Origin of the sequence: Streptomyces sp. Edi4 (assembly GCF_040253615.1) — a bacterium.
GTDB lineage: Bacteria > Actinomycetota > Actinomycetes > Streptomycetales > Streptomycetaceae > Streptomyces.
Genome location: NZ_JBEJGY010000004.1, coordinates 6,838,019 through 6,862,604, shown reverse-complemented (window position 1 = coordinate 6,862,604; position 24,586 = coordinate 6,838,019). Strand labels below are relative to the sequence as shown.

Below are 24,586 nucleotides of genomic sequence, written 5' to 3'. Positions count from 1 at the left end.
TGACCTCGATAGGTGGGGCGTCAGCGGCGTTGCAGTGTCAGCTGTATGCCGCCCTTGGGGTGCAGCGTGATGAGCGGAGCGAATCCCACCGGCGGTTGTCCGGCCGGCTTCGTGACATGAAAGGTCTGGGCGAGCATGACGGTGATGATGTGCAGCTCGGTGAGTGCGAATTGCTTGCCGAGGCAGTAACGCGGACCACTGCCGAAGGGCTGGTACGCGCTGCGCGGGCGCTTGGCGATTTCCTCGGGCGTGAAACGCTCGGGGTCGAACCGGGTCGGCTCCGGCCAGAATTCCGGGTGCCGGTGGAACGTGAACAGATTCAGATAGACGTCGGTCCCCTTCGGGATCCGGTAGCCGCCGATGACGTCCTCGTCGACCGCGTGCCGCATCGTCTGCCACGCGGGTGTGAACAGGCGCAGCGTCTCGTCGATGACCTGCCGCGTGTACGACAGGTTCGGCAGGTCCTCGAAGGTGGGAACCCGCCCGTCGAGGACCCCGTCCACCTCCTCCTGCACCCGGCGCTGGACGTCGGGGTGCTCGGCGAGCTGGTGGAAGATCCACGAGATGGAATTGCTGGACGTCTCGTACCCCGCGATGATCATGGCGAGGATCTCGTTGGTCAGCTGATCGTGCGTGAGCCCCGTCCCGGTCTCCTCGTCGAGCGAGTTCAGGAGCAGGGTGAACAGATCGGGCCGGTCGCTCTCGTGTTCCATGCGCGCCGCGATGAGGTGCGCGATGAAGGCGTCCATCTCCTTGATGAGCGCGCGCAGCCGGTTGCGGGACGGCGAGTACCAGGACAGCGGCGGGAACGGGAACCGGAAGAAGTTCCCGGCGATCGCGTTCACCTCGAGGAAGTCCCGCTCGAAACGCCGCCCGCGCTCCTCGGCGTCCACCCCGAAGAGCGCGCGCAGCACGATCTTCAACGCCAGATCGGCGACGTCGGCGGTGACCTCGACGGGATCACCCGCGTCGGCGTGCGCCTCCCAGGCCCGCAGCAGCCCGGCGGTCAGATCGCTGATGTTGGTGGTGAACCCGGCCACGCTGGAGCGGTGGAACGAGGGCTGCATCAGCTTGCGGTGCGTCCGCCACGACTCGCCGCCCTTGTTGGCGATGAGCCCCTCGCGCAGCACCGTGCGGGTGGCGCGGTAGAGGAAGTTGTCCTTGTCGTAGTTCTGGTGGTGATCGACCAGGACGTGCTGGAGGTAGTCCGGATGATTGATCAGCACGGTGGGAAGTCCGCCGAGACGCAGCCGGAAAATATCGCCGTGGGTCTCCACCGAACGCACCAGGAAGCCGAGTTGGTCGCGCCGTATTTCTCTGAGTCCGACCAGATTCTCACGCGGACTCAATCGTGGAACAGGTCGGGGAGGTGAGCCCTCCAAATCGGGCAGCCTTGATCCGACGGGTGTGCTGGACACGTGAGTTCCTCGTGACATCGGGAGCTGGGGCACGCAACTTTCGGGGAATTTAGTCGCCCGCAATATCGCCTCGTTATCGCGGAGATTTCACGGCGACAGCAAGGAGATCCGGCCGTACGATGCCGCCATGACCGTCCTCCTGATCGGCACCGGAACGCACGGTGACATAGCACCGCTCATCGGCCTCGGCGTCCGACTCCAGGCGGCGGGACACTCCGTCGCCATCGCGACGTACAGAGCATTCGAGCGGCAAGTCACGGACAGCAATGCGGAATTCCGCCTACTGCCGGGCGACCCGAGCCTGCTCGGCGTCAATGAACAGGGCCGCCTCAAGAAGAAGAGCCTCGGCGAAATACTGGGCACCGGCCGCTGGCTGAAGCGGATACTCCAGCACCTGACGGAACTCGGCGACGGCCTGATCGCGGCGGCCGAGAAGGAGACCGACGTCCTGGTGTGCAGCGGCCTCACGACGTTCCACGGCTACCACCTGGCGAAAGCCCTCGGCCTGCCCAGCATGGGCCTGGGCCTGCAACCCCTGCATCCCACAGGGGACTTCCCGCCGCCCATCGGCGTCGCCTCGCTGGGCCGCTGGGCCAACCGCTGCCTCGGTCAGCTCATGTTCACCACGGGACTCACCCCGTGGTCGAGCTCACCGGAGTTCTGCGCGCGGCTCGGCGTGCCCCGGCTCACCACCGCGCAGACGCTGCGCCGCACCGCCGAGGAGCGCTGGCCCGTCCACTACGGCTTCAGCCCCTCCGTGGTGCCGCGTCCCGCGGACTGGCGGCCCGGCGTGGACGTGGTCGGCTACTGGTGGCCCCACGAGCCGCCCGGCCGGCAACCGTCGCGGGAACTGGTCGACTTCCTCGACGCGGGACCCGCGCCGGTCCGCGTCGGCCTGGGCAGCGCGGGCGACCCGCGCGACGGCGAGCGGCTCGGCGAGCTGATCACGGCGGCCCTGCGCAAGGCGAAGGTGCGGGCCGTCGTCCAGTCCGGCACCGCGGGCCTCGACCTCACCGGCGACGACGTACTGACCATCGGGGACGTACCGCACGGCTGGCTGTTCCCGCGCACCGCCGCCGTGGTCCACCACATGGGCGCGGGCACCACGGGCGCGGGCCTGCGCGCGGGCGTGCCCGCGGTGGGCATCCCCACGTTCGGCGACGCCCCCTTCTGGTCGCGCCGCCTGGTCTCCCTCGGTGTGAGCCCCGGCTTCCTGCCCATCACCGAGCTGGCCCCCGACCGCCTCGCGGCACTGATCCACGCCGCGGTGCACGAGCGGAACCACACGGACCGCGCCCGGAGCCTGGCCACGGCACTCGCCGCCGAGGACGGCGCCGCCCGCACGGTCGCTGCGGTGGAGCGCCTGCTGGACCGCGGCAACGCAAAAGACCCCAGATGAACTGGGGTCTTTTGGCTGGTGGTGTCCGAGGGGGGACTTGAACCCCCACGCCCGATAAAGGGCACTAGCACCTCAAGCTAGCGCGTCTGCCATTCCGCCACCCGGACAAGGTGTCTGTCTCGCGGCGTGTTCCCCGCGGCGACATAGAGAACTCTACCAGGGGTTTGAGGCGCTGTTCACCCGCATAGTGCAAGGTCAGGCGATCGGTCAGACCCTGTTCGCGGCGGCCCAGTCCTCGTTCACCTGCCACGCGTACAGCGTGTGTCCCTCCAGATACGCGTTGTACGACCCGCAGCGGGCGAGAGGGCGCTGTCCGGCCCGCTTCGGGAACCAGGAGGCGGTGATGGCCGGCGGGCGGGTGGCGGCCCCCGGCTTGTGGGGCTCGCAGGTGGGCGGGAGCGTGGCCGCGGGGAGGGCGGCCTTCAGAAGACGGTCGCCGCCGGTCGTCCGCATCGCGTACTCGATGTGCTTCGCGTCGTCGGGCAGCCAGCGCGGCACGGAGGCGCGGTCCCCCTTGGCCTCCTTGCCGGACCGGTAGGAGGCGGCCTCGTCGTGACGGTTCTGGTACCAGTCCTTCGCCGCCGGAACGGCCACGACCGCGGCGAACCCGATCGTCACCGCGATCGCCAGGACGGCAAGGACGACGGTCCGGGTGCGGGTGAGGCCGGCGGGCATGTCTCTGTCTCCTTGGATGGCGGCGGAAGGGAGCGCCGCTTGCCTGTCCCGTTCGGCGCGGGCTCCCTGTGCTCTCCATTCTTCGGGCCCCGGTTGTCCGTATGCGTACGCCGTGAGGACCAATGTGTGTACGCCTGGGGGACCACACGGCGGCGCGACGTCCTCGGCCGTGCGGGCCGGCCCTAGCCTCGCCGCGTGAGCAAGGGCAAGGGCACGGGCACGGGCGAGCGCAAGGGCACGGGATACCGGCGGCCGAGAGCGCTCTCACCGTTGCGGGAGCATCTGCGCGACACCTACTGGTTCGCGCCGACCGCGGCCATGGTGCTGATCTTCGTCGTGTGGGCCGCCGCGAGCGAAGCCGACGCGGCCATCGTCCGGCTGCTCCAGGACCACCAGGACTTCGACGACGTCGACAACCTCATCCGGATCGTGAACGACGCCAAGTCCGTGATCAACACGGTCAGCTCGGCGATGATGACCTTCATCGGCGTCGTGTTCAGCATTTCGCTGGTGGCGGTTCAAATGGCGAGCGGCCACTTCACGCCCCGCGTGGTCCGGATCTTCGTACGGTCCCGCATCACCAAGCTGACGTTCGCCGTGTTCCTCGCGACCTTCACACTGACGCTGCTCGTGCTGACCTCGTTCGACAGCGAGAGCGATCCGCGTCTGGTGACGACCGTCCCGTTCGTTCAGAGCGTCCTGACGCTGATGATGGTCGCGCTCAGCCTCTTCCTCTTCATCGCGTACGTGAACTCCACGCTGCGACTCATGCGGGCCGGGTACGTCGTCGAGCGGATCACCGGCGAGGCGCTGCGGGTCGTGAACAAGATGCCGTGCGGCGACCTCGACGGGTTCGACCCCGGCCCCGAGTTCGCCCGCGTCGGGTACGAGGGGCGGGCCGGGGTCCTGCGGGACGTGAACATCGCACGCCTGGTCCGGGTGGCGCGACGCCACGGCGTGGTGCTGCGGCTGCTCCCCCGGATCGGCGACTTCGTGGTGCCGGGAACCCCTCTCCTCTCGGTGCACGGCGCGGACGGGAGCAAGGTGTTCCCGCGAACCGCGTTGCGCCGCACCGTGTCGGTCGGTGTGGAGCGCACGTTCCATCAGGATCTGGGGTTCGGGCTCCGACAGCTCTGCGACATCGGCCTGAGAGCGCTCTCGGCCGCGGTGAACGACCCCACCACCGCCGTCCAGTGCCTCGACCGGATCCTCCAACTGCTCACCGCCCTCGCGGACCGGCCGCTCGGGGCGGTCGGGCATCCCGACGCCAAGGGCACGGTCCGGCTCGTCCAGGACGTACCCGACTGGGCCGACGTGGTCGATCTCGCCTTCGCCGAGATCCGGCTCTGCGCGGTGGGCAGCCCCCAGGTCACCCGCCGCATCCTGGCGGGCCTGGACGATCTGCTCCGGATCGTTCCGCCATCACGACGCCGGCCACTGCTGCGCCACCGCGAACTTCTCGTCCAAGCGGTCACGTCGGCAGTACCGGAGGCAGCCGAGCGCACCTTCGCCCTGGAACCGGACCGGCAGGGAATCGGGTGACTCAGCGCGCCGGTGAGTAGGGCGTCCTCGTTCATCGAGCCGTCACGGCCGGCCCAGACCCCGGATCCAGGGTGAAAGCGCTCTCACTGCCGCCCAACTCCGGGCATCCGGGCATCTCCGACGCCGCACGCCCACGTCACAGTTGCCCCGGCAGCCGCCTCCCCAGGACCGGAACCGGCGCTGACGCAAGATCGTCCTCCATGGCATGCCCACAGCACTCGTACTCGGTATCGACCCGCACGCCGTTCCCGGGATGGACGGCGACGCCCTTCGTTCGGCCCTCGACAACGAACTCGCCCGTTTCGGGACGCACGGAATCCAGGCGTCCATGGCGTTCATCACGCTGGACGAGACGGCCGAACCCACGGTGGTCGCCGCGTTGAGCGAGCGGGCCTGGGACGTAGTCGTGATCGGCGGGGGCATTCGTAAGCCGGAGCCTCTGCTCACGTTCTTCGAGCTGGTCGTGAACCTGGTACGCCGGCACGCCCCGGACTCCGCGATCGCGTTCAACACCAGCGGGGGCGACAGCGTGGAGGCCGCCCAGCGCTGGCTGACACCGGCCGGATGAACTGCCCGGCCCCGCTTGACCGCCCCTCCTGCTTGCACGCCCGCCCCGCTTGAACTGCTGCTTTCTGCTGGAACTGCCCTCCCGCTTCAACTGCGGTCTCGCATGAAGCTGTGCCCAGCCCGCATGAGGCCCGCATGAGGCCCGCAGGCTACCCCGCGCATTGTCAGTGGCCTGTGCGAGAGTCGACAGCATGCTTGCGATCACAGTCGATACGGAGAACGGGCGTCGGCACAGCCGGGTCACCGCCGAGGCGTTGGCCGATCTGGTCCGCCGGATCGGGGGCGAGGACAATCGGTTCCTGGTGGTGCAGCCGATACCTGACCTGCCCGACTTCTTCGTTCAGGTGTGGCACGAGGCGGGTGGCGAGTACACGCTGGAGTACCGGGACGGGTCGGCCGACCGGCACTTCCGTACGCTGCTCGACACGGCGGAGCCGGTGATAGCGGCCATGACCGCGTGGGCTCGGCGGACGGCGGACTGGAACGCCGGGATGCGCTGGGAGCGACTGGATTTCGAACCCCCGGCCGACATACCGCCGTTGGATCTCGGCGCGGACGACAGCGCGCTCCTGGAAACCCGAATCCGTGAGGTCATCGCGGGCGGTTACGCGACCCGGGCGCAGCTGGCCGGGCTGGCGGAGGACCACCTCGTCTCCGGTGACGTCCGGCCCGTTTCGCCGGAGCAGGCACGGCAGTTGGCGGACCGCCTCTGGCTCGAGCGGGTCGCGGAGCAGGCGAACTGGGACGACGAAGAGGAGGAGAGCGACCCGGAGCGGATCACCCGCGCCTTCGCCGCCCTGGAGGCGGCAGGCCTCACCGCCCGGGAGAACTTCACCTGTTGCCGCTCGTGCGGCCAGGCGGAGATAGGCGGCGCGGGCTCGCCCGAGGCCCGTGGCTTCGTCTATTTCCACTCCCAGTCGACCGACACGGCCGCCTCGGGGCACGGACTGACGTTGATGTACGGGGGGTTCGACGGCTCGGAGCGCACCACCGCGTCCGTCGGTCGGGAGGTGGTGGCGGCGCTTGAGAAGTGCGGCCTGTCGGTGGAGTGGGACGGCGATCCCGGGCAGACCATCACGGTCGCGCCGCTGAACTGGCGCAAGCGGTTGGTGGGTTGAGGCGGGCGACCTGCGGCGCCGAGCAGGACGTCACGGGCTCATGCCCTCGCTCCCGCGCGGGCGGAGGGACCATCGACTTGGGCCCCCGGGCCTGTCATGGCCAGGTCGAGCGGGGCTGGCGGGACCCGTCCCTCCCGATGCCGTTCTTCGCCCGGAGCCGGGCGCCCCGCGCGCCAGCCGCCCTCACGCCGTACGCGGCCTCGCGCTTGGACGGCGTCACCCTGGACGAAACCGAGAAGGCCGTCACCGCCTCGTCACGGGCAGCGTACGACCTGTCCCGCGTACGACAGATTGCCGCCGAAGCCGAACAGCAGGACCGGGTCGCCGGTGCTGATCTCGCCGCGCTCGACCAGTTTCGACAGGGCCATCGGAATGCTGGCCGCCGAGGTGTTCCCGGACTCGACGACATCGCGGGCGACCACCGCGTTGACGGCGCCGATCTTGCGCGCGACGGGTTCGATGATGCGCAGGTTCGCCTGGTGCAGCACGACGGCGGCCAGCTCCTCGGGCGTGAGCCCCGCGCGCTCGCACACCTGGCGGGCGATGGGCGGCAGCTGCGTGGTGGCCCAGCGATACACGGACTGGCCCTCCTGCGCGAACACCGGCGGGCTGCCCTCGATGCGTACCGCATGCCCCATCTCGGGCACCGAACCCCACAGCACCGGTCCGATCAGGGCATCTTCGCTCGCCTCGATCACCACGGCTCCGGCTCCGTCGCCGACCAGGACGCAGGTGCTGCGGTCGGTCCAGTCGGTCACCGCCGTCATGCTGTCCGCGCCGATCACCAGCGCGCGCGTCGCCGTACCGGTGCGCACCAGGCTGTCGGCGGTGGCGAGCGCGTGGGTGAAGCCGGCGCACACGACGTTGAGGTCCATCACGGCGGGTGAGCCCATGCCGAGCCGGGCGGCCACTCGGGCCGCCGTGTTCGGCGAGCGGTCGAGCGCCGTGGAGGTCGCGACCAGGACCAGGTCGATGTCGGCGGGGGTCAGGCCGGCGCCGGCCAGCGCCTTCGCGGCCGCGTGCGCGGCCAGCTCGTCCACGGGCTCGTCGGGACCCGCGACGTGGCGGGTACGGATGCCGACCCGGCTGCTGATCCATTCGTCGCTGGTGTCGACCAGTTCGGCGAGGTCGTCATTGGTGAGCACCTTGGCGGGCTGATAGTGCCCGACCGCGACAACGCGCGAGCCTCGCATGCCGGTCATGGCGGATCCCCTCGATACGAGCATTCAGTGCTGAACATCCGGAGCCATCCAGTCTTCGTGGCTACTGATCGGTACAGGGGCGCGAGATCCCACAGGATTCACTGCCGCACCTTTGGAGCCTTGTGTCAGCGTTTCGCCTCCATGGAGTACGCGCGGCCCGCCTCGGCTCGAGGAGTCGCACACTGTAGTCATCTCTGTAGTCACCGCTGCGGCGCGAGTCATCTCTGCGGCGTCATCTCTGCGGCGCGGCGAAGGATCCGGAGCGTGGCTGACGCCATGAGGCCTCGCGCCCTGGGGGGCCCGCGCACGACGGCTCGCGCCTCGGGAGCTCACACCATGGGGCCTGGTGCCCCCTGTGGCCTCGACGACGACCTCGTCCTCCATGTGCAGGACAATGAGCGCGTCACACAAGACCGACCGGGTGACGAGACCGGGCCGGGCCAGAGCGACTGAGCGACTGAGGGACTGAGGGCATGGGACGGGTCACCGAACGCCGCCGCGTCATCCGCATCCGGGACGGGGTGGTCTCAACCCGCGCGGACACCCTGGTAGCCGAGGAGCCCCTGGAGATCCGCCTCAACGGCAAGCCACTCGCGATCACCATGCGTACACCGGGCGACGACTTCGCGCTCGCGGCCGGTTTCCTGGTCAGCGAGGGGGTGCTCGGTGCCGCCTCCGAGCTCCAGTCGATCGTGTACTGCGCGGGCGCGACCGCCGACGGGCACAACACCTACAACGTGGTCGACGTGCGCCTCGCCCCGGGCGTCGCCGTGCCGGACATCACCCTCGAACGCAATGTGTACACCACCTCGTCGTGCGGTCTGTGCGGCAAGGCCAGCCTGGACGCCGTCCGCACGCAGGCCCGCTTCCCCATCGCCGACACTCCCCCCGTGCGGATCGAGCCCGAATTGCTCGCGAAGCTGCCCGACCGGCTGCGCGCGGAGCAGCGCGTCTTCGACCGCACCGGTGGTCTGCACGCGGCGGCGCTGTTCTCCCCGGAGGGGGAACTTCTCGACATACGCGAGGACGTCGGCCGCCACAACGCGGTCGACAAACTGATTGGACGCGCTCTCCAGGACGACCGGCTGCCGCTCTCCCGGTGCGTCCTGTTGGTCTCGGGACGGGCCTCCTTCGAACTCGCCCAGAAGGCGGTCATGGCGGGCATCCCGGTCCTGGCTGCGGTCTCGGCGCCGTCCTCGCTCGCCGTCGACCTGGCCTCTGAGTCCGGGCTGACCCTGGTGGGCTTCCTGCGGGGCAGCTCCATGAACGTGTACGCGGGGGACGAACGCATCGCCCTGCGGTCAGAGGTCTGACCCCGCCCCCGAGCGGACAGCGAACTGGCCGGCCGGTCGGCGGACTGGCCGGCCGGTCAGCGGACTGGTCGGCCGGACTGCGGGCCGGCCAGCCGGGCGGCGGTAGGCCGGTCGGCGGTCGACCGGCGGATTGAGAGCGCTCTCAGCGGGCTCGCCTGCGCGCGTCGGACGGCGCCGGAATCATCTGTAGGGCGAGCGTGGCCGGGGGCTCCGCGACGCCGGGGCCGCCCTGTTCGGCCCAGGCCAGGATGTCGTCGGTGGCGTCGTCGTCGAGTACCCAGCCGATCCACGTCGCACGGGCGCCCCGCTGGCGGGCCCGGCCCGAAGGCTGCACCACGATGACGTTGGCCTGGCCGCAGGGGCCGAGGCAGTCGGTGGTGCGCACGGCGATCCGGCCACCGGATGCAGCGGCCGCGGTACGCAGCCGGTCCAGCTGGCGGGCATGGTCGGTACCGGGGGTCTTACGAGCGTCCCCGCAACAGCAGCCACGGCAGACGACGAGAGTGCAGGGGCGCGAACCGGCCGCGGATATCGTGAACTTGGGCATGTCCTCAGCCGAATCCGAGAGCCGAGGCGGTGACGACCGTGCCCAGGCGGGGGAAGTTGAGAGCGATCGCGGCACGGTGCTCGTCCTCGGTCAGCGCCGCCATGGCGTCCTCGATGAACAGCAGCTTGTAACCGTGGTCGGCGGCCGCGCGGGCCGTCGACTCGACTCCGAGATTGGTGGCGATCCCCCCGAACACGAGGGTGCGGACTCCGCGTTCGGCCAGCATTTCATGCAGGCCGGTCTGGTGAAAGCCGCCGACGGTACGCTTCACGACGACCAGGTCGCCCTCCCCTACGAGGCCCGCGACCAGATCGCTGCCGGGCGGTTGCGTGACCGCGCCCGGGCGTTCGACCCGCACGAGTACGACGATGGCGCCCGCAGCGCGGAACTTTCGCGCCAACTCGCCTGCTGCGGCCACCACTTGGTCGCCCGAGCGGGGCGCAAGCGGCAGCGCCGCGATGCGGTCCATGAGATCGACGAGGACGAGCGCGGTGCGCGCGGGGTCGAGACTGGCGGGCTCGCCTTCGAGTGCGGTCATGGCGGCACCGTACCGGCCCCGATGATCTAGCCCGTCCGGCGGGGACCCGTTCCGGCCACCCAGGACCGAGCTGTCCCGTTCCCGTGACTACCGTCCAAGCCAGCGCCGAGCCTGACGTGCCGGGGGCGGCGGGGATCCGGCGGAGATCCGGCGGTAAAGGGTACGAGCCGGTCTTGAGGAGCTAGGCCAGCTTTGAGGGGCCGGGCCGACGTTGCGGAGCCGGCGGGCCCTGCTGCCGTGGCCGCGCAGGCCAAGGCTGGTCGGGCCGAGCGCGGCCGGGCCCGGGGCGGCCGGGCCCCTCCTGGTCCGGGTCCGTCCCCCGTGCGGGCAGCGGATCGCGGGCGCGGCGCTTGGCAAGCACGGCGCACACCATCAGCTGCATCTGGTGGAAGAGCATCAGTGGCAGCACGGCCAGAGAGGCCTGGGCACCGAACAGCACGCTGGCCATGGGAAGCCCGGCAGCCAGGCTCTTCTTCGACCCGGCGAACTGGATCGCGATGCGGTCGCCCCAGTCGAATCCCAGCCGCTTCGCCCCGTACCAGGTGGCCAGGAGCATCACCGACAGGAGTACGGCCTCGACCGCGAGCAGCGCGGCGAGACGGCCCACGCTGACCTGGTGCCAGATCCCTCGGACCATGCCCTCGCTGAACGCGCTGTACACCACGAGCAGGATCGAGCCACGATCGACGTATCCGAGAACGCGCTTGTGCCGGACGAGGAAATCCCCGACCCAGCGGCGCAGGATCTGCCCCGCCAGGAACGGCACCAGAAGCTGGAGGACGATCCCCAGGAACGAGTCCGTTGAGAGCGCTTCCCGACTGCCGCCGAGCAGTCCCGCCGCGAGGAGCGGGGTGATCACGATCCCGGCGACGCTGGAGAACGAGCCCGCGCAGATCGCCGCCGGCACATTGCCACGGGCGATGGAGGTGAACGCGATCGACGACTGGATCGTCGAGGGCACCAGACAAAGGAAGAGCAGACCGTTGGCGAGATCCGGCGTCAGGACGAGCGGAACGAGCCCCTTCGCCGCCAGACCGAGCAGCGGGAACAACACGAAGGTGCAGACGAGCACGGTGACGTGGAGACGCCAGTGGCGCAGCCCCGCCACCGCCTCACGGGTCGAGAGCCGGGCTCCGTACAGGAAGAACAGGAGCGCGACGGCTCCGGTCGAGGCCCCGTTCGCGACGGGCGCGGCGGATCCCGAGGCAGGCAGCAGCGCGGCGAGCCCCACGGTGCCGAGCAGCGCCAGTATGTAGGGGTCGATCGGCAGCCAGGACGGCAGTCTCGGGGTGCGGCGGCTCATGTGCTCCACTCACGTGCTCGGGCAGGACAGGACAGGGGAGGTACGGGGCCGGGCCTCGTACCGACGTGCGGGGGGCCGGCCGGGGGCGTGGACCTGCCTCATGGTCCCTCCCGGGCGGGTGATCGGGAATCCCGTACACCGCTCTCACTGTCATCACACATCGCGATGGAGCCCGGCTACGGTGGAGGGCATGTACGACGCGAACCAGTTGCGGACGTTCCTCGCCGTCGCCCAGACGTTGAACTTCACCCAGGCCGCGCGGCGCCTCGGGGTGCGGCAGTCGACGGTCAGCCAACATGTGCGGCGTCTGGAGGGCGCGGCGGGGCGGCCGCTGTTCAGCCGGGACACGCACAGCGTGCGTCTGACGGAGGACGGTGAGGCCATGCTCGGTTTCGCGCGGACGATCCTGACCGCGCACGAACGGGCCGCCCACTACTTCACGGGGACACGACTGCGTGGCCGGCTGCGGTTCGGCGCATCCGAGGACTTCGTCCTGACGCGGTTGCCGGAAATCCTCCAGGCCTTCCGCCGCGAGCACCCCGAGGTCGATCTGGAACTCACCGTCGAGCTGTCCGGGACCCTGCACCGGCGGCTCGAAGCGGGCCGGCTCGATCTGGTGCTCGCCAAGCGGCGGCCGGGCGACAGCCATGGCGAACTGGTGTGGACGGACGAGCTGTGCTGGATCGGGGCGCCGGGGCTGCGGCTCGACGCGGGGCGGCCCGTTCCGCTGATCCTCTTCCCGCCGCCCGGCATCACCCGGGCCCGCGCGCTCGAAGTCCTCGAGGATCACGGGCGTTCCTGGCGCATCGCCTGTACGAGCGGCAGCCTCAGCGGCCTGATGGCGGCGGCTCGCGCGGGGCTCGGCGTGATGGCACACACCCGGGGACTGATCCCGCCCGGCCTGGAAGCGCTCTCAGCCCGCTGCGGCCTGCCGGAACTCGGCGCGGTCGACTTCGTCCTGCTCCACAATCGGCGCGGCTCGGCAGCGCAGGACGCGGCGGGCGCTCTGGCTTCGGCGATCCTCGCGGGCGGCGACCGGCTGCACCGGGGGCACCCGGGCCACGCCACTGGCTGAAGATCGTCCTGCCCGCGTGCGGTCGCATGAGACGCCCTCGGCGTCGCTCGGCCGCTCGGGACGCCCGGGCCTGCGACGACGGAGTGCGGTCCGTACCAACAGGGGACGCAGCGTGGGGCGGGGGTGACCGGAGCGTACAGATTCCGTGGAGATTGCTTTCCGCAGAGCCTTCCTTTGAGTCAGCTGAGTGTCCGAGGGGTCCCCATGTGGGCCTGTTTCAGCCGCTGACCTGTGAAGACGTCGTATGTCTCGACGCGTAGAAGACCCCTGTCACCGAAACTGCGCGTGGGGTACGGTCACCGCGCTGTGCGGAGCGCCACCGGGAGTGGCCACCCCGGAGGGAGGCAGGTCATTGCGCGAGTTCACGGTCCCACCCATGGCGACACCGCCTCAGGTGGGCGGCCTTGCGGACGCCGTCTTCGACCACGCCCTCGACGATCCGCACCGCGTCGCACTGTGCCGCAAGGACGAATCCGGCCAGTGGCGGGATGTGACGGCTGCCGTGTTCAGGGACGAGGTGTTCGCGCTCGCCAAGGGACTGATCGCGGACGGCGTCCGGTTCGGGGACCGGGTCGCCATCATGGCGCGTACCCGGTACGAGTGGACGCTCTTCGACTTCGCGCTCTGGAGCATCGGCGCGCAGCCCGTGCCGATCTACCCCACGTCGTCGGCCGAGCAGGTCTTCTGGATGCTGCACGACTCCGAGGCGACCGCGTGCGTCGTGGAGCATGAGGACCACTCGATGACGATCGGCTCCGTCGTCGACCGCCTCCCACATCTCAAACGCCTGTGGCAGCTGGACACGGGAGCGCTCTCAGCCCTCCTCAGAGCGGGTGAGGCCATCGACGACGAGGTCGTCCACCGGCACCGGCGGGCCGTCACACCCGAGTCGGTGGCGACCGTGATCTATACGTCGGGGACCACGGGCCGGCCCAAAGGGTGCGTCATCACACACGCCAACTTCATGTTCGAGACGGACATGCTGATCTCCCGCTGGGAGCCGGTGTTCCACTCCCGGCCCGGCGACGAGGCGTCCACCCTGCTGTTCCTGCCGCTGGCCCACGTCTTCGGGCGGATGGTGGAGATCGCGGCGGTCCGGGGCCGCGTCAAACTCGGCCACCAGCCGGCCCTGTCGGCCTCCGCTCTGCTGCCCGATCTCCAGTCGTTCCGGCCGACCTTCATCCTGGCCGTCCCCTACATCTTCGAGAAGGTTTTCAACGCGGCCCGTCGCAGAGCCGAGGCCGACGGGAAGACGGGGCCCTTCGACAAATCCGTGGACATCGCCGTCAAGTACGCGGAGGCCGTCGAGCAGAAGGCGTTCGGCCTGGGCCCCGGGCCGTCGGCGGCACTGCGGATGCAGCACCAGTTCTTCGAGAAGACGGTGTACGCCAAGGTCCGCGAGGCGATGGGCGGACGGGTGCGGCACGCCATGTCCGGCGGCTCCAGCATGGGCCGCCGGCTCGGCCTGTTCTTCGAGGGCGCGGGCGTCACGGTGTATGAGGGGTACGGCCTGACCGAGTCGACCGCGGCCGCGACCGCCAATCCCCCCGAGCGGACGCGTTACGGCACGGTGGGGCAGCCCATTCCCGGCACGACGGTGCACATCGCCGACGACGGGGAGGTGTGGATCCACGGCGGCCAGGTGTTCTCCTGCTATCTCAACGAACCCAAGGCCACCGAGGCGGTTCTGAGGGAGGGCTGGCTGGCGACCGGTGACATCGGGGCCCTCGACGAGGACGGCTACCTCACCATCACCGGGCGCAAGAAGGAGATCCTGGTGACCTCCGGCGGCAAAAGCGTCTCTCCTGTCGCCCTGGAGGAACGCGTGCGGGCGCATCCCCTGGTCGCGCAGTGCATCGTGGTCGGCAACGACCGCCCCTACATCGCGGCGCTCGTCACCCTCGACCAGGAGGGCGTGGACCACTGGCTTGCCGTGCGGGGCAAGCCCTCACTCACCGCGTCCGAGCTGGTGCGCGACCCGGATCTGGAGACCGAGGTGCGCCGGGCCGTGGTCGCCGCCAACACCTTGGTCTCCCAGGCGGAGTCGATCCGGACCTTCCGCATCCTGGCCCATCAGTTCACGGAGGAACACGGCCTCCTCACCCCGTCCCTGAAGCTCAAACGCCGGGCGATCGAGGACGCGTACGGGGCCGAAGTGGACGCGTTGTACCGATGAGTGCGGGTTGACGGACTTGATCGCGCTCTCATCGGAGCCACCGGTCAGGGACAACCAGGGGCAGGAGTGGGCACGCCCCCCTGGAGGACGCGTCGGGAAAGCCCCAAGAACGCGTCACGAGCCATGGAGCCGCAGGTCAGATGCGATCCGGTGGGTGTACCGGGAATGCGCGGTTCCGCCCGTTCGTTGACGATGTGAGTACCAACCGACGACGCAAAGGATCGACCGCTCGTGAGCAAGGTCCCCTCCATCACCCTCAACAACGGCGTCGAAATGCCGCAGCTCGGTTTCGGCGTCTGGCAGGTGCCGGACGACGAGGCCGCCAAGGCGGTCGCGACGGCGATCGAGTCCGGGTACCGGAGCATCGACACCGCCGCGATCTACGAGAACGAACGGGGTACCGGCAAGGCCGTCGCCGCGTCGGGGGTCGCCCGCGAAGACCTCTTCGTCACGACGAAGCTGTGGAACAGCGAGCAGGGTTACGACTCGACCCTGCGCGCCTTCGACGCCTCGCTCGACAAGCTGGGCCTGGACTACGTCGACCTGTACCTCATCCACTGGCCGGTGCCGGCCAAGGACGCGTACGTCGACACGTACAAGGCGTTCGAGAAGATCCTGGCGGACGGCCGCGCCAAGGCGATCGGTGTCTCCAACTTCCAGCCCGCGCACCTGGAGCGGCTGCTCGGCGAGACCTCCGTGGTCCCGGCCGTCAACCAGATCGAGCTGCACCCGCAGCTCGCCCAGGCCGAGTCGCGTGCCCTGCACGCCAAGCACTCCATCGCGACCGAGGCGTGGTCGCCGCTCGGCCAGGGCCGCGGGCTGCTCGAAGTGCCGACCGTGGTCGCGATCGCGCGGAAGCACGGCCGTACCGCGGCGCAGGTGGTGCTCCGCTGGCACCTTCAGATCGGCAATGTCGTCATCCCGAAGTCCGTGACGCCCTCGCGGATCAAGGAGAACATCGACGTCTTCGGCTTCGAGCTGGACGCCGACGACCTCGCCGCGCTGGCCGCCCTCGACGAGGGCAAGCGGCTGGGTCCGAACCCGTCCGAGTTCAACCTGGGCGCCTGATCGGACACGTATTGATCGTGGCGATCTCCTGATCGCCACGTGACAGAAGGGGTGCCGCCGACCTCCGTCGAGCGTCACCCCTTTTGTCGTTTTTCCCACTTGGTTGGTCAGCTACCAACCAAGAATGTTCATTTAAGTGCCCCAGCCAGGCAAAGCGTTCGACATCAAGCGACAAACACTCTTGTCCTGCGCATGACCTTCCCGATGGGATCGCGAAGACCGCCCCGCGCGGCTCGACCCCCACTCAGGGAGTATTCATGCGCATAGCCCGCCCCCGGACTCGTACCGCAGCAGCGACAGTTGGGGCCACCGCCCTCGCCGCGGCCGCGATGATAGCGACCCCGCTGTCCGGGTCCGCCACCGCCGCACCTGCCGCCCCGCAGGTGAAGCCCGTCCCGGCGATCGCCGGGCACCAGCTCGCCCACTCGACCAGCGGCCCGCTCAGCAGCGAAGAGTGCCAGGCGAAGTGGAAGATCGCGTGCTACGGCCCGTTGCAGTACCGCCAGGCGTACAACCTGAACCCGCTCTACAAGGCCGGCATCACGGGCAAGGGCCGCACGATCGTGATCGTGGACTCGTTCGGCTCGCCGACCATCCAGCACGACCTGGACGTGTACAGCAAGCAGTACGGCATTCCCAGCAGCAAGGTCGACGTCGTCAAGTGGGGCAACGTTCCCAAGTGGGACCCGAAGAACAAGGACATGACCGGCTGGGCCGGTGAGTCCACGCTCGACGTCGAGATGGCGCACGCGGTCGCCCCCGACGCGAAGATCGTCCTGGTGGAGACCGCGGTCGCGGAGACCGAGGGTGTCACCGGCCTGCCCGAGATGATGGACGCCGAGAAGCACCTCATCGACCACGGCATCGGTGACGTCATCACGCAGAGCTTCGGCGCCACGGAGAACACGTTCCCGGGCTTCGACAAGGGCGACTTCTCCAGCATCCAGAAGCTGCGGTACGCGTTCAAGGACGCGCAGGCGCACGGCGTGACCGTACTGGCCTCCTCCGGTGACGGCGGCGCGACCGACAACACCGCGGACGGCTCCGGGTACTACAAGGAGCGCGTCAACTCCTGGCCCTCCTCGGACCCGCTGGTCACCTCGATCGGTGGCACCCAGCTGCACCTCGACGACAAGGGCAACCGCACCAGCCCTGAGAGCGTTTACAACGACAACGGCGCGGGCGGCGGCGGGCAGTCGCACGTCTTCCAGCGCCCGTCCTTCCAGAACGGTGTGCGCGGCGCCGTCGGCAACCGCCGCGGTACCCCCGACATCTCGATGTCGGCCGCGGTCAACGGCGGTGCCTGGGTGTACTCCAGCTACGACCCGACCTCCGTCGGCTGGGACGTCTCCGGTGGTACGAGCGAGGCGAGCCCCCTGTTCTCGGGCATCGTCGCCCTCGCCGACCAGGCCGCCGGGCACCGCCTCGGCAACATCAACGACGCCCTGTACTCCCTCTACAAGCACGAGGGGTACAAGCCGGGCTCCGGCCTCGTGGACGTCAAGGACGGCACGAACAACAGCTACGCCGGTGTCACCGGGTACACCGCGGTCAAGGGTTACGACATGGCGACCGGCGTCGGCACCATCGACGCCGCCCACTTCGTGACCGCGCTGGCCCGCGAGAGCCGCCACAACCACTGACGGCACCGCATCACAGCATGAGACGCCGCCGCCCGCGCTGTACGGGTGGCGGCGTCCGCGCGGGGGCGGGGTATGCGGGCCGGGTGGGTACGGGTGTGCGGGCCAGGTGCGTCGGCCGCGCGCGCGAACCGTGTGCGTCGACCTCAGGCCTTGACCTCACGCGTTGACCTCATCCCGGCGAGCAACGCGGTCGTTACTCCGCTCCGTGGTTGAGAGCGATTTCCTCGACGCGGTGGGCGAGCCGGAAGTCCAGCTCGGTGAGGGCGCCCCCGGCGTCGTGGGTGTTCACCGACAGGGCGACCGTGTTGTAGCCGAGGGTCAGGTCGCTGTGGTGGTTCAGCTCTTCCTGGATCTGGGCGATGTGGACGACCATGGCGGTCGCGGCGAAGTGTCCGGCGAGGCGGTAGCTTCGGGAGATCCGGTCGTGGTCCTGCGACAGCGACCAGCCGGGCAGCTCCCGCAGCCGGTCCTCGACATCCTTCTGCGACAGCGGCTCAAGGGACATGACCGGATACTCCTTACGGGGTGGTGACATGGCGGAGTGGAGCAGTGACGCGGAGGCTCCCTGTCCGTAGCGTCTCCCCTATGCGTGTACTTGTCACGGGAGGCGCGGGCTTCATCGGCTCGCACATTGTCACAGCGCTCGCCGCGCACGGCCATGAGCCGTTCGTCCTGGACCGGGCGGTCCGACCACAGGACGACGTTCGCGACCCGGAGATCGTCGCGGCGGCCCTGCGCGGAATGGACGCGGTGTGCCATCAGGCCGCGATGGTCGGGCTCGGCACCGGTTTCGGTGACGCCCCTGAATACGTCAGCTGCAACGATCTCGGCACCGCCGTGCTGCTCACCGCGATGGCCGCGGCCGGGGTGCGTGAACTGGTACTCGCCGGCTCCATGGTCGTCTACGGCGAAGGGCGCTACGAGTGCGCCGAGCACGGTGTCGTGCGTCCCGGGCCGCGCCCGGTCGAATGGCTCGACGCCGGACGCTTCGAGCCCCAATGCCCGTACTGCGAAGCCGAGTTGAGCCCTGGTCTGGTCGCGGAGGACGCGCCGGTCGATCCGCGCAACGTGTACGCCACGACCAAGCTGGCGCAGGAGCACCTGGCCGCCGCGTGGGCGCGGGCGACCGGCGGCAGGGCGCTGTCCCTGCGCTACCACAATGTGTACGGCCCCGGCATGCCGCGTGACACGCCCTATGCCGGAGTCGCCTCGTTCTTCCGCTCGGCGCTGGCCCGCGGTGAGGCGCCGCGCGTCTTCGAGGACGGCCGCCAGCGCCGTGACTTCGTGCACGTACGCGACGTGGCGGGCGCCAACGTGGTGGCGCTGGAAGCGCTCTCAGGCCGGGAGCCGGGCGCGCTCACCGCATACAACACGGGCAGCGGGACCCCGCACACCGTGGGCGAGATGGCGAACGCGCTCGCCTCGGCTCATGGCGGCCCCGAGCCGGTGGTGACGGGTGAGTACCGCCTCGGCGACGTACGGCACATCACCGCGGACTCGGCGCGACTGCGCGGTGAGCTGGGCTGGAAGCCGGCTGTGGGCTTCGAGGAGGGGATGGCGGAGTTCGCCGCGGCGCAGCGGTAGCGAGGTGGTTGGCACGTCGCGGTGGGGACGTCGCGGTGGGGGCGGGTCTGCGGGCGCGGCGTGCGAGATGCGGTGTGCGGTGTGCGGTGTGCGGGAGATGCCCATGTATGCGAGGGGGGGTCGGGGACGTGCCGTGCGGGTGTCCGTGCGGGCTCGGGTCAGGCCGTCGCCGTCGGCAGCGTCAGTTCGAAACGGCAGCCGCCCGCCACGTTGCGGACTTCGGCACGCCCCGAGTGGGCTTCGACTATGCCGCGCACGATCGCGAGGCCGAGGCCCGCGCCGCCCGGTGGGGTGCGCGCCTCGGTACCGCGCCAGCCGGTGTCGAAGACGCGATGCAGGTCGTCGTCGGGAATGCCGCCGCAGCCGTCGGTGACCGAGAGCGTGACCACGCCGTCCCGGTCCTCCGCGCCGACCGCGACGGTGCCGTCCGCCGGGGTGTGCCGGATGGCGTTGACCAGGAGGTTGGCGAGTACGCGGGTCATCTCCTTGCCGTCGACCTCGACCGGTACCGCGTCGACGCGCGCTCCGACCAGGCGGACGCCGTGTTCGCGGGCCAGCGGATCCACGCCGGCCAGCGCGTCACCGATCAGGTCGTGGACGGACATGCGGGCGGGGTGCAAAGAGAGCGCTCCCGCGTGGATCCGGGAGAGTTCGAAGAGGTCGCCGACCATGCTGTTGAGGCGTTCGACCTCGGTTCTGATCTGCCGGAAGTAGCGGTCCGGGTCCTTGGCCATCCCGTCTTCCAGCGCCTCGGCCATCGCGCGCAGTCCTGCGAGCGGCGTGCGCAGATCGTGGGAGATCCAGGCGACCAGTTCGCGCCGCGAGGTTTCCAACGCCCGCTCCCGCTCGCGCGACTCGGTCAACTTGGCGCTGGTGGCCGCCAACTCCCGGCTGAGCGCAGCCAGTTCGGATGTCGTCGGACCCACGGGCGCGTCGAAGCTGCCGCCGTCACCGAAGGAGCGGGTGGCCAGGGCGAGGCGGCGGCTGCTCGCGACGACCCTGCGGCCGAGCAGGAGAGCGGTCGCAAGGGAGGCGACGGCCGCCATGGCGACGACCACGGTCACCACCGTCAGGTCGTGGGTGTTCAAGAGCATCGCCCAGGCGACGGCGAGCGTGCCTGCCAGCATCGCGAGGACGGCGACGGCAGCTACGACGGTCACAGACGCGGTGAGCGAACGGTGTCGCAGCAGACGCAGCGCCAACGCCCCGCCGAGGCCTGCGGCTGCCGCGCCGAGGAACGCGTACAGGGCGATGAGCAGCACGTCACCCACGGTCTGCGCCTTCCTTGAGAGCGCTCTCCAGCGCGATGACAGCCGCCTTCGGGTCGCTGGCGGCGCCTTTGCCGAGAGCGGTGGCACTGGCAAGCCCTGTGGCACCGGGCAGACTGGCGGCACAACCCCGGCCCGCGGGCCCAGCCGCCTCTGCGCCAGCTTCCCTGCCGGGGCCGACCGAGCGGATGCCGACCTCAGCGCTGTCCCTCTCGAGAGCGCTCTCACGCGGGCCGGGGCCGGGCACCCCAGAACCGCCCTCGCCCCCGGCCTCGTCCTGCCACCGCCCGGTCTGCGGTACGTCCGCCTCCGCCCGCTGCCGGCCCCCCGACCACGGGCCCGCCCGCCGCGGGCCAGACGTTTGCGGGCCGGACGCTTCCGGGCCGGACGCTTCCGGGCCGGACGTTTGCGGGCCGGACGTTTGCGGGCCGGACGCCTGCGTACCCGCCGACTGGGGACCAGTCTCCTGCGGACCGGACGCCTGCGGACCGGTCGCCTGCGGGCCGGCGTGCCGCACGGGGAGACCGACGGACTGGAGCGCGCCTGTGCACTGCGAGCCAACCTCTCGCACGGCACTCGGCCGCCCGGCCGTCCCCCGTACGACGGCGGCCTGCACGTCGACCACCTGCACGTCGATCACCTTCGCGGCAGCCGACTCCGCTTCGACCACCTTCGCGGCAGCGACCTGCCTCTCAGCCTGGGCGGAGGTGGCGAGCGCGTCGTTGACGGCGGGCGGGTCCGCGACGGCGGAGGGCGCCTGCGGCCGGGTTTCGGGGAGGGGGGCGTCCGGTTCGGCCTCGAAGCGATAGCCGACGCCCCACACCGTGCGGATCAGGGCGGGCTTCGCCGGGTCGGACTCGATCTTTCCGCGCAGGCGGCGCACATGGACGGTGACCGTGGACAGGTCACCGAACTCCCAGCCCCACACCTCATGCATCAGCCGCTCGCGCGAGATCGCCTCGCCGGGGCGGGCGAGAAGGTAGGCGAGGAGGTCGAACTCCCGCAAGGTTAGGGGGAGTTCGGTGCCGGCTTTGGATGCGGTCCGGGCGGCGGGGTCGAGGGTGATGCCGGAGCGGGACATACGCGGCCCCGGACGGGCGGAGGCGGTGTGGGCTCTGCGGAGCACCGATTCGACGCGGAGCACCAGTTCGCGCGGGCTGAAGGGCTTGGTCACGTAGTCGTCGGCGCCTATCTCCAGGCCGAGGATGCGGTCGTCCTCGTCGCCACGCGCGGTCAGCATGATCACGGGGACGGGAACGGCGGCGTCGGCGCGCAGCCGCCGGCACACTTCCAGGCCGTCCATGCCGGGCAGCATCAGGTCGAGTACGACCAGGTCGGGACGGCAACGGGCGGCCGCGCCCAGGGCGGCGGGGCCGTCCATCGCGAGGTCGACGGTGTGGCCCGCCCGTTCCAGATAGCCGGTGACGACCTCGGCGACGGTCGGATCGTCGTCCACGACCAAGATGCGGCTCTCGATGCTGTGCATGGCACCCAGCGTGGCACCGCTCGGGGGCGTCCGTCTGCGCCAGGTGGGCCCCGGGTGGGGGATGTCCGCGTTTCGTAAGAACCCGAAGTCCGTTTTACCCGGTTTGAATTCGTACGGTGAGCACGTGACTGAAACCACTTCCGCATCCCCCGCCGCGCCCTGTGCGGTGACCGTGGACGTCGTACTGCCCTGTCTCGACGAAGCCGAGGCGCTGCCCTGGGTGCTGGGCCGGATCCCGGACGGCTGGCGGGCCGTCGTGGTCGACAACGGCTCGTCGGACGGTTCACCCGACGTCGCACGCGCTCTCGGCGCGACGGTGGTGCATGAGCCCCGGCGCGGCTTCGGCGCCGCCTGTCACGCCGGGCTGCTCGCCTCCGAGGCCGAATTCGTCTGCTTCTGCGACTGTGACGCCTCCCTGGATCCAGCCGAGCTCGTCCGCTACGTAGGGGAGGTGGCGTCCGGCGCGGCGGACCTGGTGCTCGGCCGGCGCAGGCCGCAGGGGCTGGGCGCCTGGCCATTGCACGCGCGCGCGGGGAACCTGGCACTGGCACGGATGCTGCGCCAACGCACCGGGCTGCGCCTGCGCGATCTCGGACCGCTGCGCGCCGCGCGCCGCGAAGCCCTGCTCGGACTCGCTCTCACCGACCGGCGCAGCGGCTACCCGCTCCAAATGGTGGTGCGCGCGGCGGACGCGGGCTGGCGGGTGGCCGAACACGATGTGGCCTACCGGCCGCGCACCGGCAAGTCCAAGGTCACCGGCACCTGGCGGGGCACCTGGCACGCGGTGCACGACATGCGCCAGGTGCTGGCCGAGCCGCCGGTGGCGGCGCGTGCGACGGCGGTGGTCCGGTGACGCGTTCAGAGCGCTCTCAGACCTCGGGCACCACGCTGCTCGTCCTCGCCAAGGCGCCCGTTCCCGGCCGGGTCAAAACGCGGCTCACTCCCCCGTACACCCCCCAGGAAGCGGCCCGGATCGCCGAGGCGTCACTCGCCGACACCCTCGACGCGGTGCTCGCCGCTCCCGTACGCAGGAGGGTGCTCGTCCTCGACGGCGAGCCGGGGCCGTGGCTGCCGCCCGGCATCGAAGTGATGCCTCAGTGCGCGGGGGGCCTCGACGAGCGGATCGCGGCTGCGTTCGCCGCGTGCTCAGGTCCCACGCTGCTGATCGGCATGGACACCCCGCAGGTCGGCCCCGCGCTGCTCGCGCCCGCGCTGGAGGGGCCCCGGCCGGATGAGGCGTGGTTCGGACCGGCCGAAGACGGCGGGTTCTGGGCGCTCGGCCTGACCGATCCCGACCCCGCCTTGCTGCTCGGGGTGCCGATGTCGGTGGCCGAGACGGGGCGCGTCCAACGCCAACGGCTGCTCGACGCGGGGCTCGTCGTACGTGAGCTGGCCCGCCTGCGCGATGTGGACACCGCGCGCGACGCCCAGCTCGTCGCCGCGGAGGCTCCGCACGGTCGCTTCGCCCGGGCCCTGCGGACGCGAACGCAGGAGCGGATGCGAACGCCGACGCCGACGCCGACGCCGACGCCGGTGATCGCGGCGCACGTGACGAATATGGCCAGCGTGATGGGCGTGACTGGCGTGGCGGCGGCCAGCGTGACGGGTGTGGCGAACATGACGGGTGTCACGAGTGTGGCCAGCGCGGCCGGCGTCAACAACGTGTCTGGCGCGGCTGGCGTGACGGATGTGGCTGGCATGACTGGCGTGGCAAGCATGACCGGTGTGGCGAACGCGCTGCCCTCGGCCGCCACACCCGCGTCCCTGGCGACCGCGCTCGCGACCGCCACCGCCACCGCCACCGCCACCGCCACCGCGTCCAGGATCGTTGGCTCCCCCGCCACCAAGCCAGTGCCCACCAGGCACAGGCCGACCGAGCCCTCGCCCCCAACGCCTCCCAAACCCCCCACCTCCCCCGCACCCCCCACAACCCCGCCCCCTGGGGCCCCAGCGTCGGCCGTGACCGTGACGGCCAGGGACCGCGCATGGTGAGAGCGCTCTCAGCAACCATCCCGGCGGCCTGGCACGCCGATCCCTATACGGACGCGCTGCGCTCCGGGCGCGGTCCGCTGTTCCTGCGCCGGCCTGACGGATGGCTGTTGCCGCTCGAAGTCGAACGCTGGTGCGCGGAGCCGGACATGGCGGACCGTACGGTGCTGCGTCGCTGCCGGGGCGCCGTCCTCGACATCGGGTGCGGGCCGGGCCGGCTGGTGGCCGCGCTCGCCGCCGACGGGGTCGCCGCGCTCGGGGTCGATGTGAGCGCCGAGGCGGTCCGCCGGACCCGGGACTGGGGTGGCAGCGCACTGTGCCGCTCGGTCTTCGACCACCTGCCCGGTGAGGGGCGCTGGGACACCGCGCTGCTCGTCGACGGGAATGTGGGCATCGGCGGCGACCCGACGGCCCTGCTCGCGCGCGTTTCCCAACTACTCGCCCCCGGCGGCCTGTTGCTGGCCGAGACGGCCCCGTACGAGATCGACGAGCGCATCCGGGTCACGGTCACCGACGCGCGCGGCGCGGTCGGCGGTGACTTCCCCTGGGCCCGGCTCGGCACCAACGCGCTCCTGTCCTGTGCCCGCCCCCTCGGCTGGCGCCTGGCGGGCCGCTGGACCTCGGCGGGCCGCGCCTTCGTGGCACTGCGACAGGACTGAGGCCTGCGGAACCGAG

Annotated in this window: 20 protein-coding genes, 1 tRNA gene and 2 pseudogenes; 13 read left to right on the top strand and 10 right to left on the bottom strand. The window is 70.5% G+C overall.

Annotation, left to right across the window (positions count from 1 at the left end):
• Positions 1–20 precede the first annotated feature (20 nt).
• Entirely contained in the window at positions 21–1,349 is a 1,329-nt protein-coding gene (locus ABR738_RS32925; protein WP_350233578.1) for a cytochrome P450, read from the bottom strand.
• 196 nt (positions 1,350–1,545) lie between these two features.
• On the opposite strand from ABR738_RS32925, the gene ABR738_RS32920 reads away from it, so the two are divergent.
• A complete protein-coding gene (locus ABR738_RS32920) occupies positions 1,546–2,817 on the top strand; it encodes a glycosyltransferase (RefSeq protein ID WP_350233577.1) in 1,272 nt (423 codons plus the stop codon).
• A 19-nt stretch (positions 2,818–2,836) separates the two neighbouring features.
• Here ABR738_RS32920 and ABR738_RS32915 read toward each other — a convergent pair.
• Positions 2,837–2,924: transfer RNA gene (locus tag ABR738_RS32915), tRNA-Leu, on the bottom strand.
• Between the two features lie 100 nt (positions 2,925–3,024).
• Positions 3,025–3,492: a hypothetical protein gene (locus ABR738_RS32910; protein ID WP_350233576.1), complete on the bottom strand. Its 468-nt coding sequence runs from the start codon at positions 3,490–3,492 to the stop codon at positions 3,025–3,027.
• Between the two features lie 195 nt (positions 3,493–3,687).
• Between ABR738_RS32910 and ABR738_RS32905 the strand changes: the two genes are divergently transcribed.
• The 3 genes from ABR738_RS32905 (at position 3,688) to ABR738_RS32895 (ending at position 6,719) form a co-directional block, all read left to right on the top strand.
• On the top strand, positions 3,688–5,034 hold the full coding sequence (locus ABR738_RS32905) for a DUF2254 domain-containing protein (protein WP_350233575.1): 1,347 nt from the start codon (positions 3,688–3,690) through the stop codon (positions 5,032–5,034).
• A 205-nt stretch (positions 5,035–5,239) separates the two neighbouring features.
• Entirely contained in the window at positions 5,240–5,602 is a 363-nt protein-coding gene (locus ABR738_RS32900) for a hypothetical protein (RefSeq protein WP_350233574.1), read from the top strand.
• Positions 5,603–5,792: 190 nt separating this feature from the next.
• Entirely contained in the window at positions 5,793–6,719 is a 927-nt protein-coding gene (locus ABR738_RS32895; RefSeq protein WP_350233573.1) for a DUF6891 domain-containing protein, read from the top strand.
• 254 nt (positions 6,720–6,973) lie between these two features.
• Here ABR738_RS32895 and ABR738_RS32890 read toward each other — a convergent pair whose 3' ends face one another.
• Complete coding sequence (locus tag ABR738_RS32890) at positions 6,974–7,912, bottom strand: beta-ketoacyl-ACP synthase III (protein WP_350234846.1); 939 nt, start codon at positions 7,910–7,912, stop codon at positions 6,974–6,976.
• Between the two features lie 482 nt (positions 7,913–8,394).
• Here ABR738_RS32890 and fdhD point away from each other — a divergent pair, with 482 nt between their 5' ends.
• Positions 8,395–9,234: a formate dehydrogenase accessory sulfurtransferase FdhD gene (fdhD, locus tag ABR738_RS32885; RefSeq protein WP_350233572.1), complete on the top strand. Its 840-nt coding sequence runs from the start codon at positions 8,395–8,397 to the stop codon at positions 9,232–9,234.
• A gap of 142 nt (positions 9,235–9,376) precedes the next feature.
• Here fdhD and ABR738_RS32880 read toward each other — a convergent pair whose 3' ends face one another.
• The 3 genes from ABR738_RS32880 to ABR738_RS32870 form a co-directional block, all read right to left on the bottom strand.
• Complete coding sequence (locus ABR738_RS32880; RefSeq protein WP_350233571.1) at positions 9,377–9,781, bottom strand: (2Fe-2S) ferredoxin domain-containing protein; 405 nt, start codon at positions 9,779–9,781, stop codon at positions 9,377–9,379.
• Positions 9,782–9,785: 4 nt separating this feature from the next.
• A complete protein-coding gene (locus tag ABR738_RS32875) occupies positions 9,786–10,319 on the bottom strand; it encodes an isochorismatase family protein (protein ID WP_350233570.1) in 534 nt (177 codons plus the stop codon).
• A gap of 181 nt (positions 10,320–10,500) precedes the next feature.
• On the bottom strand, positions 10,501–11,622 hold the full coding sequence (locus tag ABR738_RS32870) for a bile acid:sodium symporter family protein (protein ID WP_350233569.1): 1,122 nt from the start codon (positions 11,620–11,622) through the stop codon (positions 10,501–10,503).
• A gap of 190 nt (positions 11,623–11,812) precedes the next feature.
• On the opposite strand from ABR738_RS32870, the gene ABR738_RS32865 reads away from it, so the two are divergent.
• From ABR738_RS32865 to ABR738_RS32850, 4 genes are all read left to right on the top strand, one after another.
• Positions 11,813–12,697 carry a LysR substrate-binding domain-containing protein gene (locus ABR738_RS32865; RefSeq protein WP_350233568.1) on the top strand — a complete coding sequence of 295 codons (885 nt, stop codon included), beginning with the start codon at positions 11,813–11,815 and terminating at the stop codon, positions 12,695–12,697.
• Positions 12,698–13,073: 376 nt separating this feature from the next.
• Complete coding sequence (locus ABR738_RS32860) at positions 13,074–14,873, top strand: AMP-dependent synthetase/ligase (protein WP_350233567.1); 1,800 nt, start codon at positions 13,074–13,076, stop codon at positions 14,871–14,873.
• 231 nt (positions 14,874–15,104) lie between these two features.
• Complete coding sequence (locus tag ABR738_RS32855; RefSeq protein ID WP_350233566.1) at positions 15,105–15,941, top strand: aldo/keto reductase; 837 nt, start codon at positions 15,105–15,107, stop codon at positions 15,939–15,941.
• 257 nt (positions 15,942–16,198) lie between these two features.
• Entirely contained in the window at positions 16,199–17,584 is a 1,386-nt protein-coding gene (locus ABR738_RS32850) for a S53 family peptidase (protein ID WP_350233565.1), read from the top strand.
• A gap of 193 nt (positions 17,585–17,777) precedes the next feature.
• Here the strand turns inward: ABR738_RS32850 and ABR738_RS32845 are convergent, their stop codons facing one another.
• Positions 17,778–18,089, bottom strand: coding sequence for a 4a-hydroxytetrahydrobiopterin dehydratase (locus ABR738_RS32845; protein WP_350233564.1), 312 nt, complete (start codon positions 18,087–18,089; stop codon positions 17,778–17,780).
• A gap of 80 nt (positions 18,090–18,169) precedes the next feature.
• On the opposite strand from ABR738_RS32845, the gene ABR738_RS32840 reads away from it, so the two are divergent.
• A complete protein-coding gene (locus tag ABR738_RS32840; protein WP_350233563.1) occupies positions 18,170–19,168 on the top strand; it encodes an NAD-dependent epimerase/dehydratase family protein in 999 nt (332 codons plus the stop codon).
• Between the two features lie 158 nt (positions 19,169–19,326).
• On the opposite strand, the gene ABR738_RS32835 is transcribed toward ABR738_RS32840, so the two are convergent.
• Together ABR738_RS32835 and ABR738_RS32830 are read right to left on the bottom strand one after the other, a co-directional pair.
• Complete coding sequence (locus ABR738_RS32835) at positions 19,327–20,439, bottom strand: sensor histidine kinase (RefSeq protein WP_350233562.1); 1,113 nt, start codon at positions 20,437–20,439, stop codon at positions 19,327–19,329.
• Between the two features lie 745 nt (positions 20,440–21,184).
• Positions 21,185–21,901 (bottom strand): annotated as a pseudogene (locus ABR738_RS32830) (response regulator transcription factor); the annotation flags it as partial.
• Positions 21,902–22,046: 145 nt separating this feature from the next.
• Between ABR738_RS32830 and ABR738_RS32825 the strand changes: the two are divergent.
• The 3 genes and pseudogenes from ABR738_RS32825 (at position 22,047) to ABR738_RS32815 (ending at position 24,570) form a co-directional block, all read left to right on the top strand.
• Entirely contained in the window at positions 22,047–22,775 is a 729-nt protein-coding gene (locus tag ABR738_RS32825) for a glycosyltransferase family 2 protein (RefSeq protein ID WP_350233561.1), read from the top strand.
• 35 nt (positions 22,776–22,810) lie between these two features.
• Positions 22,811–23,398, top strand: a pseudogene (locus ABR738_RS32820) (TIGR04282 family arsenosugar biosynthesis glycosyltransferase); the annotation flags it as partial.
• A gap of 509 nt (positions 23,399–23,907) precedes the next feature.
• Positions 23,908–24,570, top strand: a complete 663-nt coding sequence (locus ABR738_RS32815) for a methyltransferase domain-containing protein (protein WP_350233560.1) — start codon at positions 23,908–23,910, stop codon at positions 24,568–24,570.
• The last annotated feature ends 16 nt before the right edge of the window (positions 24,571–24,586 follow it).

Coding starts and splice junctions, on each gene's coding strand:
- ABR738_RS32840 (WP_350233563.1), top strand. CDS start 18,170: ATGCGTGTACTTGTCACGGGAGGCGCGGGCTTCATCGGCTCGCACATT.
- ABR738_RS32890 (WP_350234846.1), bottom strand. CDS start 7,912: ATGCGAGGCTCGCGCGTTGTCGCGGTCGGGCACTATCAGCCCGCCAAG.
- ABR738_RS32865 (WP_350233568.1), top strand. CDS start 11,813: ATGTACGACGCGAACCAGTTGCGGACGTTCCTCGCCGTCGCCCAGACG.
- ABR738_RS32845 (WP_350233564.1), bottom strand. CDS start 18,089: ATGTCCCTTGAGCCGCTGTCGCAGAAGGATGTCGAGGACCGGCTGCGG.
- ABR738_RS32910 (WP_350233576.1), bottom strand. CDS start 3,492: ATGCCCGCCGGCCTCACCCGCACCCGGACCGTCGTCCTTGCCGTCCTG.
- ABR738_RS32895 (WP_350233573.1), top strand. CDS start 5,793: ATGCTTGCGATCACAGTCGATACGGAGAACGGGCGTCGGCACAGCCGG.
- ABR738_RS32815 (WP_350233560.1), top strand. CDS start 23,908: ATGGTGAGAGCGCTCTCAGCAACCATCCCGGCGGCCTGGCACGCCGAT.
- ABR738_RS32870 (WP_350233569.1), bottom strand. CDS start 11,622: ATGAGCCGCCGCACCCCGAGACTGCCGTCCTGGCTGCCGATCGACCCC.
- fdhD (WP_350233572.1), top strand. CDS start 8,395: ATGGGACGGGTCACCGAACGCCGCCGCGTCATCCGCATCCGGGACGGG.
- ABR738_RS32860 (WP_350233567.1), top strand. CDS start 13,074: ATGGCGACACCGCCTCAGGTGGGCGGCCTTGCGGACGCCGTCTTCGAC.
- ABR738_RS32880 (WP_350233571.1), bottom strand. CDS start 9,781: ATGCCCAAGTTCACGATATCCGCGGCCGGTTCGCGCCCCTGCACTCTC.
- ABR738_RS32900 (WP_350233574.1), top strand. CDS start 5,240: ATGCCCACAGCACTCGTACTCGGTATCGACCCGCACGCCGTTCCCGGG.
- ABR738_RS32850 (WP_350233565.1), top strand. CDS start 16,199: ATGCGCATAGCCCGCCCCCGGACTCGTACCGCAGCAGCGACAGTTGGG.
- ABR738_RS32920 (WP_350233577.1), top strand. CDS start 1,546: ATGACCGTCCTCCTGATCGGCACCGGAACGCACGGTGACATAGCACCG.
- ABR738_RS32875 (WP_350233570.1), bottom strand. CDS start 10,319: ATGACCGCACTCGAAGGCGAGCCCGCCAGTCTCGACCCCGCGCGCACC.